A 17,099-nucleotide genomic window follows, 5' to 3' on the forward strand; every position below is an offset into this window, starting at 1 on the left:
GTGGGGTGGACATTGAAGCTGTTAGTCACAAAATAGATGGTCGACATCAAGTGTTTCGTATTGTTGTTTTCGTTTTTCAAATTGTTCCTTATTCTGTACGGATACGTTTGCTACTAGAGCATTTAATAAGGAAAAGAGTGATGGCATGGCATCAAGTGTTGATTTTTCTGGCTGGGATATGGTAAGAATCACATCAGCATATTGGCTGATTGGAGCGACGGGGGAATCCGTTATTCCAATTACTGTTGCACCTTGCTTCTTTGCCAACTCTGCCATTTTTACTGTTTCTTTTAAATAGCGGTGAAAAGAGATGGCCAAAAAGACGGATTGATCATTCATTCGGTCCAAGGTCACTATTAGATCATCGGTATCCGGCTTATATAAGAAAACATTTTTTCTCATTAATCCTAGTGTGAAGGATAGCCAATGTGCTGCTGCATAAGACGAACGCAATCCTGTAATAAAAACATCCCCAGCTTGAATAAGGTGATGGACTGCCTTTTGAAATTGTCCCTCGTCGATTTGTTCTGCTGTTCGTTTTATGTTGTGGCAATCTTGATCCATTACATTTGTAAAGAAATGCGGCTGATTAACCAGTTCTAGCTTATTGGAATAGTACTGATCCAAGCTGCTTTTTGGTAATAGCAGGTTTTCTCTGACGGTTTTCTGCATCTCGGAAAAACCATTAAATTGTAAGGAATAGCAAAAACGTATAACGGTGGTTTCACTAACTCCAACCGCTTTCCCTATTTCCCCGGCTGATTTTATCGCAAACTGTTGCGGTTGATCCAATAAATATTTAGCAATTTTTTGCTGACCCTTGGATAGGGTAGGGAACTGGGTTTTAAGACTTTCTAGAAATACTATCATAATCACCCTTTCCAAATGGTGAAGTATAAAATTCAAATTAAATCAACATGAAGCCTAAACTTCATTCAATAAAATAAAAAATATCATAATTCAGAAAATTCCGCAACAACTAATTTCAAAATATCACAAAGTGACACATAGAGTGACAGGCACCGTTCATGGACATTTTACCTGTTTTGTCCGTGTGGGTTGGACTTTTTTATCATGACTTATTAGGAAATTATTTGAGGGAATCATTTTGTATGGAAGGTTTTTTTGAGGAGCTGATTTTTCAATGAATCTTTATGATGATCCAAAAGTGGAAAATATGATGAAGGGCAATGGGGAGGAGAGTGTGAACATTACATTAACCATACCTAAAATAAGTCTCTTCTCTTTTTCTGGATGAATACTAATCCCCAGCGTCCCTATCAGAGCCTTGCCCCCCATCTGTATAATTGCCTCCAGAAGAGTATTCCCTTTCATAAGAGATGCTGTTGTCATTAGGGTCATTGCTTTTAGTACTTTGGTTTCCACTTCCGCCGCCGGGAAAAAACAAAAAGGCAACGATTATTGCTACAATTCCCGGAAATTTCTGACCTGTAACAAATAAATAAATCCCATCCAAGAAAAAAAGGCAGCTAATCACCTTCAAAATTACCCTCAAAGTTTTCAGTGTCATTCCCCCTAGAAAAAGATAAATAACACATATATATAAAGATTATTACTCATATGGGATCTTTATACATTTCCATTTGATTACAAATACGGTGACAGGCACCGTTCGTGGACTTTTCGGCCATTTTGTCCGTCTAGGGTGGACAAAACGTTGTATAGCTCAAACTAGTCTATTTTTTTGCAGGCCATATGGTATGTTACTCTTTAAGTAATAAATATACATAAGTAAAGGTGATCTAAATTGTTGAACAAAATAAAAGGAGCACTTTTTGGTTTTGCGATTGGCGACGCTTTAGGGGGAACCACAGAGTTTTTGACAAAGGATGCTATCAAGGAACGGTACGGGCAAGTGCGGGAAATCATTGGAGGTGGTGTCTGGCGGCTGGAAAAAGGGGAGACTACGGACGATACAGCGATGACCTTGGCGGTAGGCAGGGGAATCTTAAAACACCCACAAAATCCTGTCAGCGCGATTGGTGAGGAATTTTTAAAATGGAATACCTCAAAGCCGAAGGATATTGGAAATATCATTCAAACTGTTTTTGAAATTTATGAGGGGGACTGGTTTGAAGCATCGAAAAAGGCACATTTTCACTATCTTAATGAAAAGTCAGCGGGAAATGGATCATTGATGCGCAGTCTCCCGGTTGCACTTGCCTATAAGGATGCTAAAAAAGTTGAAGAAATAACAAAATTACAATCAAAAATGACCCATTATGATGTTCTTGCAGAAGAAGCGTGTGTCATTTATAACCGAATTGCGTTTCATATTCTTCAAGGGATGCCCCTAAGGGAGGCGATTACTAACAATATCACAGGTTCCATTTATGAAGAGGCACTAAAGGGAAAAATGCCAGCCTGCCCTCCTGATGGTTTTGTTGTTAACACAATGAGATGGGTGTTGTACTGGCTACTAAAAGAGGACACTTTCTTGGGCGTTGTAATGGGCGCAGCAAATGAAGGCTATGATAGCGATACTGTTGCGGCCATTGCAGGCGGTCTGGCCGGGTTACAATTTGGTTTTGAGGAATTGCCGAATGACTATTGTCAGGTGCTCCTGCTAAAGAACGAATTAGAGCAGCTAGCCCTTGAACTAGATCATTTTTTCAAAGGAGAGTAATTAAAAAAGGCTGGAAGAAGTTCCTGCCTTTACATTAGTACTTTTATCGCTCACAAGCAATCAAATCTTTATCCCGATCACGAGATTTATTCGCGTCATAAAGTGCCTTTGAAACAAATGGTTTGAAGTGGGTCTTTCCTCCCTTGTTTCTTACTTTCGAAGAACGGGCTACGCCCCCTTTATACACCTTATTCATAGCCTTACAGTTTTTAAAAGCAACAATCTTTGTTTTAGCTTCTGCTGCATTTGGTGAACCCGAACCGTAAGAAAAACTTAGAGCAATTCCAAAAGCGAGTAAAAACACAAAAAACCGTTTCATTCTCAAATTACCTCTTTTCTCTATATTTACCTTAAATATAATAATAAATTGATTGATTATTCTTTTTCAATAGAAAAAGAAACTATTAGAATTAATCTAGCAATCGACAATTTTTTTATAAATCAAGAAGGACTTTAAAACTAGAAACCGAATTATAATAGGGTAGGAAATTTGTATACCTATACCTCAACCATCATCCTCAGTACCGTCAACCTTTCCAAACGAAATCAAACCATTTAAAAAGGAGTGCCCCCATATGACCCGTAAGCCTCGCGCCTGGCTGCCCTGCTTGAAGTACCATATCATCAGCCGCGGAATTCGAAAACTACCACTATTTTTAGATGACAGCGACCGTTATAAATATCTAAACCTAATAGTAGAAATTAAACAAGAATATCCCTTCATCATCCACACCTACTGTCTGATGACCAATCACATTCATCTGCAGCTTGAAACCATTGACACATCTCCGAGCATCATCATGAGCCAACTCAACACCAAATACGCCCGCTACTTCAACAAAAAATACCACTACAGCGGACATCTTTTTGAAAAACGATATACCGCCGAGTGGATTGATTCCGCCGCCTACGAGCTCGACCTCAGCAAATATATTCACTTAAACCCTGTCAAGGCCGGCATTGTAGTTCGCCCTGAAGATTATCCGTGGAGCAGCAGCCGCGCCTATCTCCTTGGTGAACCCAATCCGCTCATCGAAACGCAGCAGATTTTTTCCTATTTCCCTAATCCGTCAATCAAACATTATCGAGAATTTCTCGAAAAGCCATTTATTGATGAAGCAGCAAAACAATTTTTCGAAGGAATCTATTGAAAGGAAGACAAAACTATGTCTGCTAAAGTAACCAGCATCGGTTTAAAAGGACTTGAAGGCTATCGTGTAAATGTAGAGGTCGGGACATTTGTCGGAAATGATTCAATTAAAATCGTCGGTCTGCCCGATGCCGCCGTGAAGGAATCCAAGCTCCGTATTCTCGCTGCCCTTCGTTCCCTCGGATACACCCTTTCTGGCCAAAACATTATCATCAATTTATCCCCAGCCGAGCAGAAAAAAAGCGGCCCGACGTTTGACCTTCCAATGGCCGTCAGTGTGTTGTTAAGCCTAAGGGAACTTACCATTACAATCCCGGAAGAAACTGGCTTTATCGGTGCGCTATCCCTTGATGGGCTGATCCAGCCTTTCGAGGGGATGCTGGCAGCCGTGTTGGCCGCCAAAAAGCTTGGCCTGCGAAGGCTCTATCTACCCTTTGATGAAAAACTGCCCTATCTGCAGTTTCCCGAAATGGAGCTCATTCATGTTACTTCATTAAAAGAAGCCATCGCCCATCTTGAAGGCGGATGGCAGCCAATCATCCATCATCAACCTGAGCAACCGGAAGCCGAGACAACTTATCTCGACTTCGCACAAATCATTGGCCAGTGCTATGCAAAATATGCCCTAGAAACAGCAGCCGCCGGTGAACATCACGTGCTGATTACTGGGCCTCCAGGCTGTGGAAAAAGCTTGCTAGCGGAGTGTTTCCCGACGATTTTACCTGCTTTGACAAGGGACGCCCAACTTGAAATGATCAGCCTTTACCAGCTGAGAGGGTATAACATTCCCGCTCCGAAAATGCCTCCGTTTCGAAACCCACACCATTCTGCCTCGGCTGTTTCCATTATTGGTGGCGGAACCTTCCCAAAGCCGGGAGAAATATCGCTTGCCCATCGTGGAGTCTTATTTTTAGATGAGGTTGCTGAGTTTTCGAAAACAACATTAGAAATGCTCAGGCAACCCTTGGAAAGTGGGAGTGTGTCCATCAGCCGCACCAATGCTTCAATTTCCTACCCAGCTTCCTTTATAATGCTGGCAGCGATGAACCCGTGTCCGTGCGGCTATGCCGGGTCGAATAGCCATTATTGTATTTGCACACCAAGGCAAATTCGGACATATCAAAATAAGCTTTCCGGCCCCTTAAGGGACCGATTTGATATTCAGCTTTTTATGAAATCGGAGGATTTTCGTTCATTAAAGGGAAAAATGGGGGAGTATTCGCAAACAGTAAGAAAGAGGGTATATTCGGCAAGAGAGAGGCAGTACGATCGATATGGGGAGGAAATTTGTAATAGCAGGGTGCCTTATGAGGTCTTAGTCAAAATGAGTCCATTAACCAATGAGCAGCAACGCACCCTTCAACAGGTTTCTATTAAGAAAAACTGGAGCAATCGTACCTATATTAAAATCATCCGGCTGGCACGGACAATTGCTGATTTGCATGGGGTCAGGGAGATTACAGATCAAAGTATTTGGGAAGCCATTAAATTGAACACAGGTGTAAGCGGGAGACGCAAAAGCAGTCTTGTTTTATAAAGGAAAAGGGATGTAGAGGCTTAATCTACATCCCTTTTTCCATAAGATGAACCGGCTATTCATCCTCATTTTTCTGATTCTTTTGTTGCTCCTGTAAGGCCTTCAGGAGGTCTTGCACATCAATTTTTCCATCCTTATTTAAATCAGCCAGAATGTTATCCGGCGTGCTTTGTGGCGTTGGGGCAGGCGGAACGGGTGCCGGCGCAGGATTTGTTGCTACTGTAAGAGTCTGCTGTTTCGGTCTAAAGGCAAACGTGAAGACCAACAGTAAAATAACCAACAGCCCGGATACACCATCGATAATATAAAAGAGAGTGCGGTAATCGGACCAAAGGATTTTACTCTGGTCGGCCTTTTTCTCCGCATTGGTAATGTATTGCTTAATTTCTGAATGATTTGGGTAAATCCGCTGGACGGCCTCAAATTTTTCTAAGGCATTTTTGTAATAACCGCCCCAATACAATTGCAGGCCTTCTTTGTAGAGAGTGTCGGTGTCACTCTTCGTATTTTTCGCACCGGCATCATTTACGAATTCTTTTACGGTATTAACCGGAACGGCAAAGTTAAAGCCCTGGACCTCCTGGCCATTGACTGTATCGCCTCTAAAGGTTAATAAACCAACGATTTCTCCTTTTTCGTTCACCACTGGTCCGCCGCTATTACCGTGGGTGGCGGCAGCATTTAATTGAATCACCGGACTGCCTTGCTTCGTATTTTTTGAAGCGGTGGTAATCTGACCTGCATTTGTTGTCGAAATTAATGAGGAGTCAGGTGATAACAGATCAGAATCGGCCGCTGCTGGATACCCGCTGACCCAGATATTGTCTTGGTTTTGGATATTATCGGAGTTTCCAAGCGTTAAAGTAGGGAAGTTTTTCCCTTCAATTTTGAGCACAGCTACGTCTTTGCCTTGATTGATAGGGGCGCCGTAGGCTTTAATTTCCCCATCTAGAATGTCTCCGCCGGGTAAGATTACTTTTGTTACCATCTGAACGTCTGTGTAAAGATTATACTTAGCGAGATAATTTACGACAGCATTATAGTCGTAATTATAGGTTTTGGCGATTTGCTCCGCCAACTGTTTCATGGCTTCTGTCGCAACATCGCCTTTTTCCATCTTGGAGATTTCTACTACATGGGCATTGGTTACGATATAGCCATTTGAACTAATAATCGCACCGGACCCGGATCCGCCAATAACGGATTGATAGTTTAATTGTTTTAAAAAATCGTTGATATCTGCGTTATAGCCGTTATATTGCCAACTGACAACAGCATAGTTCACAATCCGTACAACGGCCGGACGGATGTACTCCGCAAGCTTTTGCCCGGTCTTTAAACTTCCAGTGGCCGGCTTAATGCTCAAAAGAAACAAGGAAGTAACCATAACCGCAATAAGCAGCACACTGATTGGAATCGTAAAAAAGGCCCGTTTTTTCAAATAAAAAGCACCCCTTAATCAAATTTTCACTTCAGCAATATATTCAGGGGGAGAAGAAATGTAGTTTTGTACACAAAAAAATAAGCGGTGCCTGTCACCGCTCGTGGACTTTTTGGCTTTTTTGTGCGTGTGGGGTGGACGCGACCAATCTATTCCAGACAGCCCAAACCCGATCTAATCGTATCTAACCCGAAGTATTATGCTCTATTTGATTTCGGCACCTGTTTCAGGTCCTGCGTATATTTGTACTTTTCCAAGTTGTTTTGTTTGGATGATATAGACATTTGGCAAAGTCTTACCTAGGATTTCGTATTGGAGTCCGCCAAATTTACTTGGATGTAATTGATCGGGCAGGGCATTTTTTTTGATTGGATCTTTATTAAGCGGGTAAATTCTCCAGGAATCGGCTGAAGCCGGCAGGTAAAGTGTCTTCTGTTTACTGTCAGTACTCTCTTTTTTATAGGATGGTGCAGAAGAGGCCAGCCTCTCTGAAGCTGTTTTCGTTGTCGCTTTTGTTGTTTTTGTCACCTTATGGAGGTTGAATGCTTTAGCGAGTCCATTTACATGCCCGCGTGCTACGTTGTTTATCCAATCGGGATCCTTCATTTTTGCCAAGTCATGGGTATTATCAATAAAACCATTTTCCGACAGCATCGCATCCATGTTAGATTCCCGGAGAACATGGTAGTTTGCTTTCTTTATACCACGATCGATAAGATCATTTAATTTAATGACTTCCTTATGAATGGTTCGCTGAATTTCCGCTGTACGTGAATTGTTGGAGAGTAGGTCATGAATATAATCCTCGTAGCCGGTTCCACCGCCTGAATTGATGTGAACAGCCAAGTAAAAATCAGCACCCCAAGCATTCGCCATATCAGTCCGTTCCTCGAGAGAAACCGTTTGGTCGCGGGTTCTGCTCATTTTGACTGTGGCATTTTCATATTCATCCTCTAAAATATCGCGAATTCTTGTGGCAATTTTCAGAGTGACATCTTTTTCGGATAAACCAGTTCCGGTTGCTCCCGGGTCACTTCCACCATGACCGGGGTCAACAAATATCTTTACCATATTTATCACCTCTTTATTTTATATGTAAGCGGCCAAACTCCCGCTATAGGTCCATCGAACCGAAAAAAGACGGTGAAAAATAAGTGACAATATAAGGTGACAGGCACCGCCCATGGACAAATGGGCGAAAATGTCCGTACCGAACAGACACGAAGGTTGAAAATACAAGATAATAACGTTCAAATTCTCCTTCCAGAAATTACTGTCTACTTTTACTAGATTTATAGATTTTTAAATTCCATATTTTTGGTAGAATAGAAAAGTCGTGTTTTTATAGGTATATCGTATTAAGGGGGCAGGCATGGACCTATCAAAAAGATTATTACTTTGTTTTTCTACTATTATTATGACATTACCCATTACCAACTCACATAAAGAGGTACAGGCGGTAAGTGCAGCAACTTGCAAAGGAATTACTCCATTAACAGATCCTTTGGCGATTAAAATGGAAAATGGGGAAACCGTCATTTGGGAGCATGTTCATCCGAATCTTCTCTTAGCAAAAGAAAAATATGAGAAATTGCTAGAGGAAAAGGGCTGGGAAATCAACTATAATTCCGTCTATCGCCCTTATCAATACCAGAAACATTTATATGAAATTGTAAGCGGGGCTGCTAGCACTTGCAAACAAGAGGAAAAGAAGAAGCATGGGCTTGCAGGTCTTGTTTCGAAACCCAATCAAAATTCTCCCCATACAAAAGGAATTGCGTTTGATGCGACCGTCTATGACCAAACTGGTAAACCATTAAATGGTGTACATTTCGTCGACCCATCCCTTATTGGGGTTGCAAAACAAGCGGGCTTAAAGTTTATCAATAGAAGTAAAGATGGTGTCCATCACCAGCTTATTACCACCACTTCAGTAAATAATCACGCACCTACCACAAAATTGGCTGCTACCTCAGTTCCATTGGAAAAACCATATTCTGCTAAAGGAAAAATCAGCAGTGTTTCCGGCTTAAATGTCAGAAGTCTGCCTAATTTAAGCTCATCCAAAAAAGGTGTCTTAAAAAGGAATTCATCCGTGGAAATCGTCGCGAAGGCGGGAGATTGGTACAAAATTAAGTATGGTACCGGAACTGGATGGATTATGGGGGGGAATAGATATATAGAAATCCTTCCATTATCGCCGATTATTTCAAGTTTCAAGGTAAAATATAATGTAACCTTATATACTCAACCAAGCCTTTCTTCAAAAAGCCTTGGGACGTTTGCTCCGCAAACCGTTAAGGTTATGAAGAATAACAGAAATGGCTGGTACCAAATTATTTCTTCCGTTGGAGGAGCCTGGATTTATATCAATCCACACCCGGTGAAATCCCTGCAAGTGAAGAAACGCGTATCGTTGTATAGTAAGCCATCAGCCGGATCCAAGACAAAAAAACAAATCGCCCCGCAAAAAGTAAAAGTAATAGTTGATCGTGGCGATAGCTGGTACCAAATCTCCACTAGCCTAGGCGCCAAATGGATCAATTACAAAAAATAAGGTGACAGGCACCGCACGTGGACAAATCACCGAATTTGTCCGTACGGAGTGGACAGTAGGTTTTTATGTTGCCCGGTTCCCTAAAGTTTAATAAAAAGGAGGCTGTTCCAAAGTCTGCCATGCAATGGCAAATGGAACAGCCTCAACTTTATTATAAAACACTAAACTTCTCATCTCGAACGTCACTGATAAACATATGCCCAGGTGCGTGGGTGATCATGATGGATGGTTTACTTTTCATTGCAACCGCTTGTGGTGTAACACCGCAAGCCCAAAACACCGGAATTTCACCGTCTTTAATGGTTACAGGATCACCAAAATCAGGCTTTGAAATATCAGCGATGCCAATTTGACTTGGATCCCCAATATGAATCGGAGCCCCATGGACAGATGGAAAACGGGAAGTGATTTGAACAGCGCGAATGGCGTCCTCCGGTTTCATCGGCCGCATGCTGACAACCGTTGGCCCTTCAAACACACCTGCTCTTTCACATGGAATATTCGTTTTATACATCGGAACATTACAAATCTCCTCAATATGACGAACCGGAATCCCGCTTTCCAATAGCGGTGTCTCAAAAGTAAAACTGCAGCCAAGTAAAAAGCCAACCATATCGTCTTCCCAATACTCCGAAATATCCGTTACCTCTTCCGTGAAAACACCATCCCGGTAAATCCGGTATCGAGGGATATCCGTACGAATATCAGCATTCCGAGCAATTTTCCCAGGAATAAAAGACCCAGGTTCCGTCACATCCAGCAGCGGACATGGCTTCGGATTTCGTTGACAGAACAACAGGAAATCAAAAGCATACTCTTTCTTTAAAATCACGAGGTTCGCCTGCGTGAACCCCCTTGACATCCCCGCAGTCGGTCCCGTTATCACCCGATTGCGAATCAGTTCTCTGATTTCTGCGGGAGCCATATTTCCATATCCAACCATTCTATATCCCTTCCTTATCAAACCCTATTTAAAAAGCAATGGAATTTGTTCAATTAATGTATCGATTCCTAAATACCCCATGACAACTACGACTAATCCGCCTGTTATCGTAAGCCAAAGTGGATGTTTATAATCTCCTACTACATTTTTCTTATATACCCCAATTAACAAGGTTCCTAATGCAATTGGTAAAATAAGCGCATTGAGGGCACCGACAAGAAGTAAAATTTTAACCGGTTTCCCAACCAACGTAAACGTTAAGGTAGAAACTAAGATAAATAAGATAATAATCCAATTGTGATATTTCTCAATCACCGGACTGAAAGAACGAATAAATGAGACCGAAGTATATGCCGCTCCTACAACAGAAGTAATCGCAGCGGCCCACATGATGATTCCAAACATACGGTAACCGATTTGCCCTGCAGCTAATTGGAAAACAGAAGCCGGAGGGTTTGCTGCATCAATTTGTAGACCCTTTGAAACCACGCCAAGTACTGCTAAGAATAAGGCTACACGCATTAAACCTGTTACAACAATGCCAGTTACAGAACTCTTTGTTACCTCTGGTATCGATTCAACCCCTTTGATCCCGGCGTCCAACAAACGATGTCCGCCGGCAAAGGTAATGTATCCGCCAACGGTTCCGCCTACAAGTGTAACAATCGCAAAAATACTGATTTTTTCCGGTTTAACCGTATTTACTAAAGCTTCCCCTACAGGAGGTGAGGTGATGAAAGCAACATAAATCATTAAGAGGATCATGACAAAGCCGGCAACTTGAGCCACCTTGTCCATTGCCTTTCCTGCTTCTTTCACAAGGAAAATAAAAATAGCGAACGCTGCACTAATGATGGCGCCCGTTTTTGGATCCATCCCGAGCATCGCATTTAAGCCAAGACCTGCCCCGGCGACATTTCCAATATTAAAGGCAAGACCGCCAAGAACAATCAGTACGGCTAAAAAGACTCCGAGTCCGGGTAAAACCTTATTGGCAATCTCCTGGCCGCGCAATCCGGAAACCACGATGATCCGCCAAATATTGATTTGTGCAAACGCATCAAGAAGTAATGATAGTAAGATGACAAACGCAAAACTTGCAGCCAGTTGCTGCGTAAAAACCGTTGTTTGTGTTAAAAAGCCGGGGCCTATTGAGGATGTTGCCATTAAAAAAGCGGCACCAAGTAAAATACTATTGCTGACTTTCTTTTTCTTTTTTCCCTTTTCAGTTGCTGCATTTTCTTCTATTTCTACCTTTTTTGCGATCATTTCCATTCCTCCCATTCTAAGTGTTTATGGATGATACAGAAATCTGGTTTTGTTCTAATGTCTCTTTAATATATTTTGCAAAAGCAAGGGCATATTCGCCATCGCCGTGGATGCAAACCGTATCTGCCTTTAATGAAACTTCAGTGTTCTGCTGTGAAGTAACTTTTCCTTCGGTCACCATTTTTACAACCTGCGCTACGGAGTGTTCTTTATCGGTTATTAAGGCATCTGGCTGAGACCTGGAGGTTAACGTACCGTCTTCCTGATACGTGCGGTCAGCGAAAACTTCATGTGCGGTCACAAGACCAAGCCTCTCACCGGCCTTCACCAATTCGCTGCCGGCAAGTCCGAATAAAACCAATTCAGGGGAAACATCATAGACCGCTTGGGCAATCGCTTCTGCAAGCTTGGCATCCTTTGCAGCCATATTGTATAAGGCCCCGTGCGGTTTTACATGCTGCATACTCTCGTTATACACGGATAAGAATCCTTGAAGTGCCCCAATCTGGTAGACCACCATGTCATAGGCTTCCTGCGGGGTAATTTTCATTTCACGTCGGCCAAACCCATTTAAATCTGGCAGTCCTGGATGTGCACCGATTTTTACCTGATTTTCAATCGCCAGCTTGACTGTATCTCGCATCACACTCGGGTCACCGGCGTGAAAACCGCAGGCAATATTTGCAGACGTTACATACTTTAATATTTCTTTCTGTTCGGCTAAGCGATATCTGCCAAAACTTTCTCCAATATCGCAATTTAAATCTACCTTAAACATTTTTTATCCTCCCTTTATTTTTTGGATGGAACTATCAACACTCCACTTTTTATAAAGCGTTTTCATTTAAAAATTGGAATTTAGTTCCGAATTAAGGAATTGGAGTTTTGAAATTCAAATTCATTCTATCATAAAATAAAAAAACTGAGTAGACAGTAATTGGGGAATTTTCTAAAAATATATTGGAAATTAATTTTTATACAATAAACAGCTTGTTTTTTAAATTCTGAATATTATAATGAATATATATCCGTTTTTTAAAACATAAGTTCCGAATAATGAAACTAGTCGGAGGTTTTTTACATGTGTTCACTTATAAATGAAACCGTCATCAAACCTTTAGGTGATTCGGCTTTGATAGTACAATTTGGCGACGAAATTAGCCCGGCCATTCATCAAAAGGTTCAGGCGTTCTCAGCAATCCTAAACAATCACCCATTTGAGGGGTTTGTGGAGTCCGTACCCGCATTTACGAATGTAACCATCTATTACAATCCGGTGATCGTTCATCATTCTACCGTGAATCCTCAACCCTTGACTCCCTTTCAAAAAGTGAGTGCAAAGCTCAATGATCTTCTTCAGCAATTAGGTAATCAGCAGGTTTTGGAGGGGAGATTGGTAGAAATCCCCGTCCTCTATGGGGGTGAATATGGACCGGATTTAGATTATGTAGCTTCCTTTCACAAAATAACAGCGGAAGAAGTTATCCAAATTCATACCGAAAGTGAATGTTTAGTGTATATGATTGGATTTGCTCCAGGTTTTCCATTCATGGGAGGAATGGACGAGCGTATCGCAACTCCTCGAAGAGAAAGCCCAAGGACTGCGATTGCCCCTGGTTCAGTCGGAATTGCCGGCAAGCAGACGGGCATTTATCCATTGGAAACGCCTGGTGGCTGGCAAATAATCGGCCGCACGCCGCTAGAATTATTTCGGCCTGATCTAACACCTCCTACCTTACTAAAAGCTGGAGATAAAATTAAATTTTTCTCGATTTCTCCTGAGGAATTTAAAGCCTATAAGGAGGGGAGCAAATGACGGTAAAAGTACTTCACCCGGGCCTGTTAACCACGATTCAGGACTTAGGAAGATATGGTTCACAAAAATATGGAGTTATTGTCAGCGGGGCGATGGATTCCTATTCTCTGAGGGCTGCCAATCTGCTGGTTGGAAATAGGGAAAATGAAGGGGCTTTGGAAATCACCTTATTTGGGACCTCGCTTTTATTTGAGGAGGAGCGAGTCATCGCGATTACTGGCGGAGATTTACAGGCGGTGATCGACGGCAAAAAAGCGGCAACTTGGCGACCAATTTTGGTGAGGAAAGGGTCTGTATTACAATTTAAATCCGCCATCTATGGATGCCGGGCCTATGTTTCCTTTGCCGGTGGGATTGCTGTTCCCGAAGTAATGGACAGCAAAAGCACTTATCTTCGCGCGGGGATTGGCGGATTTAACGGCAGGGCCTTGCAAAAAGAGGACGTCATTGAGTTTGGCAACCTAAATGAATTCAACCAAGCTATTTTTACAAAAATGAATAAAACCGAAAGCAATCCAGCCTGGTCCATCAATTACACAAAGCTGGTCAACCTACAACAAACACAGACCATCCGTACTATCAGGGGCACCGAGTTTGACCGGTTTGATGAAAAAAGTAAAACCAGCCTGTTTCAAGAACCGTTTAAGCTTACGACTCAAGCCGACCGAATGGGCTATCGAATCGAAGGACCCCAGCTTTCTTTAGCAAAGAAATTTGAATTATTGTCTGAAGGGGTAACGTTTGGAACGATTCAAGTCCCGCCAAACGGAAACCCAATTGTCCTAATGGCCGACCGTCAGACAACTGGCGGCTATCCCAAAATCGGGCAGATTATTTCCGCCGATTTACCAAGCATGGGGCAACTGCAGCCGAATGCCGTCATTCATTTTAAAGAAATTTCCCATGAAGAAGCGGAACAAGAGCTATTAGCGAAGGAAAAAATCATCGATGAAATAAAAGTAGGGATCCGCTTTAAAATACTCGGATGAGAGGAATAGAAATCATGAAATGGAATGAACTGAAGGAATTAATCCAAATACTTGATGACTCTTCTTTGGATGTTTTAAAAGTAGAGAATCAGGATATCAAATTATACTTTCAAAAACATGATGCCGCAAATATTGATTTTACAGAACAGCAAACGAAAACAACTGAATCCGTGACAGCAGTTGTGGAATCAGGAAAACCTGCTGCAAAAAAAGAGGGAGGTTTACACCAAATCAAGTCCCCAATGATTGGCGCGTTTTATTCCCGTTCCAATCCGGATACGGACCCTTTTGTACAGGTAGGATCCGTTATTGAAAAAAATCAAACTCTTTGTGTTTTGGAAGCTATGAAACTATTTAATGAAGTAGTCTCAGATATAGAGGGTGAAATCATTGAAATTTTAGTGGAAGATGGGCAAATCATAGAATTTGGTCAGCCCTTGTTTTTAGTGAAGGTTGGTGGCTGATTTGCTTAAAAAAATCCTTATTGCCAATCGCGGGGAAATCGCTGTCCGGATTATTCGTGCATGTAAAGAAATGGATATTCAAACGATTGCTGTTTTTTCGGAAGCGGATCGGGAGGCGCTCCATGTGAAGCTTGCAGATGAAGCGTACTGTATCGGCAGAGCGCCTTCAAAAGAGAGTTACCTTAATATGGAGCATATTCTCGGTATAGCTACCTTAACAAAGGCAGATGGAATCCATCCCGGATATGGATTTCTTGCCGAAAATGCGGATTTCGCTGAATACTGCCGTAAGTGTGACATTGAATTTATCGGCCCATCTCCAGAATCGATTCGAAAAATGGGCATCAAGGATATCGCAAGAGACACGATGAAGAATGCCGGTGTCCCGATTGTACCCGGTTCAAATGGAACAATAAAGGATCGTGCAGATGGTTTAGAGATTGCTAGGAAAATAGGCTTTCCGGTCATCATTAAAGCCACTGCAGGCGGCGGTGGAAAAGGAATCCGTGTTGCACGCAATGAAGAGGAATTAGCTAAAGGAATTGAAATGACCCAGCAGGAAGCGAAAACCGCATTCGGGAATCCTGAAGTGTATCTGGAAAAATTCATCGAAGATTTTCGTCATATTGAAATTCAGATTCTTGCAGATACATACGGAAATGTAATCCACTTAGGGGAACGCGATTGTACGATTCAACGGAGAATGCAAAAACTCGTGGAAGAAACCCCGTCGCCAGCTCTTTCAGCGAAAACTCGGGAAAAGATGGGGGAAGCGGCTGTTCAAGCAGCAAAAGCGGTTGATTACGTTGGTGCGGGAACCGTTGAATTTATCTATGATTACAAGGAAGATCGCTTCTATTTTATGGAGATGAATACGCGGATTCAGGTTGAGCATCCCGTTACAGAGATGGTCACAGGGGTTGATTTGATTCAAGAACAAATTCGCATTGCCTCAGGCGAGCCGCTTAGGTTGAAGCAAGCGGATGTAACCATGGGCGGCTGGGCGATTGAATGCAGAATTAATGCGGAAAATCCCGCCAAAAATTTCATGCCTTCACCAGGTAAAATCGAAGAGTACCGCTTACCGGGAGGGTTTGGGGTCCGGGTTGATTCCGCCATTTATGCAGGCTATCAAATCCCGCCGTTTTATGATTCGATGGTCGCAAAATTAATTGTCCATGGAAGGACCAGAAACGAAGCGATTCAGAAAATGCTTCGTGCTTTAGATGAGTTTACGGTAAAAGGGGTTGCGACAACAATTCCATTCCATCAAGCACTTCTGAAAAATGATGTTTTTACCAGTGGAGAATTTAATACGAATTTTCTTGAGACTTACTCATTAGACATAGAAAATGACTAAAAAAACATCCTCTATTTCCTGTCAATCCAGGTACATAGAGGATGTTTTTTTATGTCTGGCTATAACCCAGCCGCTTAGAAATTTCTTCTGTTGCAGCTTTTAGTTTTTCAGAGAAAATCCGGATGTTTTCATTTTGATAATTGGCTTCAATTCCTGCAATACTCATGCCGGCAATAACGTCACCTTTATGGTCGAAAATCGGTGCCGCAATCGCTGCCGTGTGATCCTCTAACTCCGAATAACTAATCGTATACCCATTTTCCTGTGCTTGACGAATCGTTCTCAACAGCTCATCCTTATCGGTAATTGTTCCCTTCGCAAAAGATTTAAACTCAGCTGAATCCAGATAACTTTGTATTTCTTGCTCAGGTAAAAAAGATAAAATGGTACGAGCGCAAGCACCCGCATACAACGGGCTCCTTCTGCCAATGGCGGTATATAAACGAACCTTTTGGTTTGTATCAATTTTTTCTATATAGATTGCCTCGTCCCCTTGCTTGACGATGAGGTTGATTGCTTCTCCAACATCATCATGCAGCTCCTGCATAATTGGATAGGCAATTTTTCGGATATCCAGTCTGGATGAAACGAGGTGACCGAACTTAAGAAAGAGCAGCCCTAAGCGATATTTGTTATCCGTCCCCTTTTCTAAAAACTCCATTTCTTCTAAGGACATTAACATTCGATAAACGGACGTTTTCGGAATCCCTGATAAATCAATCATTTCTTGAAAGGTTAGGGCCGCATGATTTTTAAATAAATTTAAAATATCCATTGAACGGACAACCGTTTTATTTTTATGATTCATAGTGTATCTCCCTCAAAAAATCTTTAAGCTGCTTTTCCTATAATAATATCAAATTTTTGGGAGGGATTGTAAGGGGAATTAACAATATTCATTTCGTTGCCACATAAGCTAGTATATA

17 protein-coding genes are annotated in these 17,099 nt (G+C 42.0%); 8 read left to right on the forward strand and 9 right to left on the reverse strand.

Annotation, left to right across the window (positions count from 1 at the left end):
• Positions 1–21: 21 nt before the first annotated feature.
• Both ACFQZ9_RS15080 and ACFQZ9_RS15085 read right to left on the reverse strand, forming a co-directional pair.
• Positions 22–870: a MurR/RpiR family transcriptional regulator gene (locus tag ACFQZ9_RS15080; RefSeq protein WP_498944418.1), complete on the reverse strand. Its 849-nt coding sequence runs from the start codon at positions 868–870 to the stop codon at positions 22–24.
• Between the two features lie 282 nt (positions 871–1,152).
• Positions 1,153–1,386: a hypothetical protein gene (locus ACFQZ9_RS15085; protein ID WP_498944419.1), complete on the reverse strand. Its 234-nt coding sequence runs from the start codon at positions 1,384–1,386 to the stop codon at positions 1,153–1,155.
• A gap of 385 nt (positions 1,387–1,771) precedes the next feature.
• On the opposite strand from ACFQZ9_RS15085, the gene ACFQZ9_RS15090 reads away from it, so the two are divergent.
• The gene (locus tag ACFQZ9_RS15090) at positions 1,772–2,647 is read left to right on the forward strand and encodes an ADP-ribosylglycohydrolase family protein (protein ID WP_498944420.1); all 876 of its coding nucleotides are present in this window, start codon (positions 1,772–1,774) and stop codon (positions 2,645–2,647) included.
• Between the two features lie 43 nt (positions 2,648–2,690).
• On the opposite strand, the gene ACFQZ9_RS15095 is transcribed toward ACFQZ9_RS15090, so the two are convergent.
• Entirely contained in the window at positions 2,691–2,966 is a 276-nt protein-coding gene (locus ACFQZ9_RS15095) for an excalibur calcium-binding domain-containing protein (RefSeq protein WP_498944421.1), read from the reverse strand.
• 256 nt (positions 2,967–3,222) lie between these two features.
• Between ACFQZ9_RS15095 and ACFQZ9_RS15100 the strand changes: the two genes are divergently transcribed.
• Together ACFQZ9_RS15100 and ACFQZ9_RS15105 are read left to right on the forward strand one after the other, a co-directional pair.
• The gene (locus tag ACFQZ9_RS15100; RefSeq protein WP_498944422.1) at positions 3,223–3,798 is read left to right on the forward strand and encodes a transposase; all 576 of its coding nucleotides are present in this window, start codon (positions 3,223–3,225) and stop codon (positions 3,796–3,798) included.
• 15 nt (positions 3,799–3,813) lie between these two features.
• A complete protein-coding gene (locus ACFQZ9_RS15105; RefSeq protein ID WP_498944423.1) occupies positions 3,814–5,334 on the forward strand; it encodes a YifB family Mg chelatase-like AAA ATPase in 1,521 nt (506 codons plus the stop codon).
• 55 nt (positions 5,335–5,389) lie between these two features.
• Here ACFQZ9_RS15105 and ACFQZ9_RS15110 read toward each other — a convergent pair whose 3' ends face one another.
• Both ACFQZ9_RS15110 and ACFQZ9_RS15115 read right to left on the reverse strand, forming a co-directional pair.
• A complete protein-coding gene (locus ACFQZ9_RS15110) occupies positions 5,390–6,775 on the reverse strand; it encodes a S1C family serine protease (protein ID WP_498944424.1) in 1,386 nt (461 codons plus the stop codon).
• Positions 6,776–6,979: 204 nt separating this feature from the next.
• The gene (locus tag ACFQZ9_RS15115; RefSeq protein WP_498944425.1) at positions 6,980–7,846 is read right to left on the reverse strand and encodes an N-acetylmuramoyl-L-alanine amidase family protein; all 867 of its coding nucleotides are present in this window, start codon (positions 7,844–7,846) and stop codon (positions 6,980–6,982) included.
• Positions 7,847–8,147: 301 nt separating this feature from the next.
• Here ACFQZ9_RS15115 and ACFQZ9_RS15120 point away from each other — a divergent pair, with 301 nt between their 5' ends.
• Entirely contained in the window at positions 8,148–9,332 is a 1,185-nt protein-coding gene (locus tag ACFQZ9_RS15120; protein ID WP_498944426.1) for an SH3 domain-containing protein, read from the forward strand.
• A gap of 151 nt (positions 9,333–9,483) precedes the next feature.
• Here the strand turns inward: ACFQZ9_RS15120 and ACFQZ9_RS15125 are convergent, their stop codons facing one another.
• Genes ACFQZ9_RS15125 through ACFQZ9_RS15135 form a run of 3 tightly spaced genes read right to left on the reverse strand, consistent with a single transcriptional unit; the run spans position 9,484 to position 12,322 of the window.
• On the reverse strand, positions 9,484–10,275 hold the full coding sequence (locus ACFQZ9_RS15125) for a putative hydro-lyase (RefSeq protein ID WP_498944427.1): 792 nt from the start codon (positions 10,273–10,275) through the stop codon (positions 9,484–9,486).
• 24 nt (positions 10,276–10,299) lie between these two features.
• On the reverse strand, positions 10,300–11,544 hold the full coding sequence (locus ACFQZ9_RS15130) for an NRAMP family divalent metal transporter (RefSeq protein ID WP_198310534.1): 1,245 nt from the start codon (positions 11,542–11,544) through the stop codon (positions 10,300–10,302).
• A gap of 16 nt (positions 11,545–11,560) precedes the next feature.
• Positions 11,561–12,322: a LamB/YcsF family protein gene (locus ACFQZ9_RS15135; RefSeq protein WP_498944428.1), complete on the reverse strand. Its 762-nt coding sequence runs from the start codon at positions 12,320–12,322 to the stop codon at positions 11,561–11,563.
• Positions 12,323–12,625: 303 nt separating this feature from the next.
• Here ACFQZ9_RS15135 and pxpB point away from each other — a divergent pair, with 303 nt between their 5' ends.
• Genes pxpB through accC form a run of 4 tightly spaced genes read left to right on the forward strand, consistent with a single transcriptional unit; the run spans position 12,626 to position 16,173 of the window.
• Positions 12,626–13,360, forward strand: a complete 735-nt coding sequence (gene pxpB / locus ACFQZ9_RS15140; RefSeq protein ID WP_498944429.1) for a 5-oxoprolinase subunit PxpB — start codon at positions 12,626–12,628, stop codon at positions 13,358–13,360.
• Complete coding sequence (locus ACFQZ9_RS15145; protein ID WP_498944430.1) at positions 13,357–14,349, forward strand: 5-oxoprolinase subunit C family protein; 993 nt, start codon at positions 13,357–13,359, stop codon at positions 14,347–14,349. The genes pxpB and ACFQZ9_RS15145 overlap by 4 nt, the downstream gene beginning before the upstream one ends.
• A gap of 14 nt (positions 14,350–14,363) precedes the next feature.
• A complete protein-coding gene (accB, locus tag ACFQZ9_RS15150) occupies positions 14,364–14,813 on the forward strand; it encodes an acetyl-CoA carboxylase biotin carboxyl carrier protein (RefSeq protein WP_498944431.1) in 450 nt (149 codons plus the stop codon).
• Position 14,814: 1 nt separating this feature from the next.
• Positions 14,815–16,173, forward strand: a complete 1,359-nt coding sequence (accC, locus tag ACFQZ9_RS15155) for an acetyl-CoA carboxylase biotin carboxylase subunit (protein ID WP_498944432.1) — start codon at positions 14,815–14,817, stop codon at positions 16,171–16,173.
• Between the two features lie 49 nt (positions 16,174–16,222).
• Here accC and ACFQZ9_RS15160 read toward each other — a convergent pair whose 3' ends face one another.
• Positions 16,223–16,981, reverse strand: a complete 759-nt coding sequence (locus tag ACFQZ9_RS15160) for an IclR family transcriptional regulator (RefSeq protein WP_498944433.1) — start codon at positions 16,979–16,981, stop codon at positions 16,223–16,225.
• Between the last annotated feature and the right edge of the window lie 118 nt (positions 16,982–17,099).

Origin of the sequence: Neobacillus sp. GCM10027624 (assembly GCF_042675345.1) — a bacterium.
In the GTDB taxonomy this organism is placed as follows: Bacteria; Bacillota; Bacilli; order Bacillales; family Cytobacillaceae; genus Neobacillus; species Neobacillus cucumis_D.

Excerpts from the sequence above, each read along its gene's own strand:
- ACFQZ9_RS15125 (WP_498944427.1), bottom strand. The coding sequence starts at position 10,275 with ATGGTTGGATATGGAAATATGGCTCCCGCAGAAATCAGAGAACTGATT.
- ACFQZ9_RS15145 (WP_498944430.1), top strand. The coding sequence starts at position 13,357 with ATGACGGTAAAAGTACTTCACCCGGGCCTGTTAACCACGATTCAGGAC.
- ACFQZ9_RS15120 (WP_498944426.1), top strand. The coding sequence starts at position 8,148 with ATGGACCTATCAAAAAGATTATTACTTTGTTTTTCTACTATTATTATG.
- ACFQZ9_RS15115 (WP_498944425.1), bottom strand. The coding sequence starts at position 7,846 with ATGGTAAAGATATTTGTTGACCCCGGTCATGGTGGAAGTGACCCGGGA.
- ACFQZ9_RS15160 (WP_498944433.1), bottom strand. The coding sequence starts at position 16,981 with ATGAATCATAAAAATAAAACGGTTGTCCGTTCAATGGATATTTTAAAT.
- ACFQZ9_RS15095 (WP_498944421.1), bottom strand. The coding sequence starts at position 2,966 with ATGAAACGGTTTTTTGTGTTTTTACTCGCTTTTGGAATTGCTCTAAGT.
- ACFQZ9_RS15130 (WP_198310534.1), bottom strand. The coding sequence starts at position 11,544 with ATGATCGCAAAAAAGGTAGAAATAGAAGAAAATGCAGCAACTGAAAAG.
- ACFQZ9_RS15100 (WP_498944422.1), top strand. The coding sequence starts at position 3,223 with ATGACCCGTAAGCCTCGCGCCTGGCTGCCCTGCTTGAAGTACCATATC.
- pxpB (WP_498944429.1), top strand. The coding sequence starts at position 12,626 with ATGTGTTCACTTATAAATGAAACCGTCATCAAACCTTTAGGTGATTCG.
- ACFQZ9_RS15080 (WP_498944418.1), bottom strand. The coding sequence starts at position 870 with ATGATAGTATTTCTAGAAAGTCTTAAAACCCAGTTCCCTACCCTATCC.
- ACFQZ9_RS15135 (WP_498944428.1), bottom strand. The coding sequence starts at position 12,322 with ATGTTTAAGGTAGATTTAAATTGCGATATTGGAGAAAGTTTTGGCAGA.
- ACFQZ9_RS15105 (WP_498944423.1), top strand. The coding sequence starts at position 3,814 with ATGTCTGCTAAAGTAACCAGCATCGGTTTAAAAGGACTTGAAGGCTAT.
- accB (WP_498944431.1), top strand. The coding sequence starts at position 14,364 with ATGAAATGGAATGAACTGAAGGAATTAATCCAAATACTTGATGACTCT.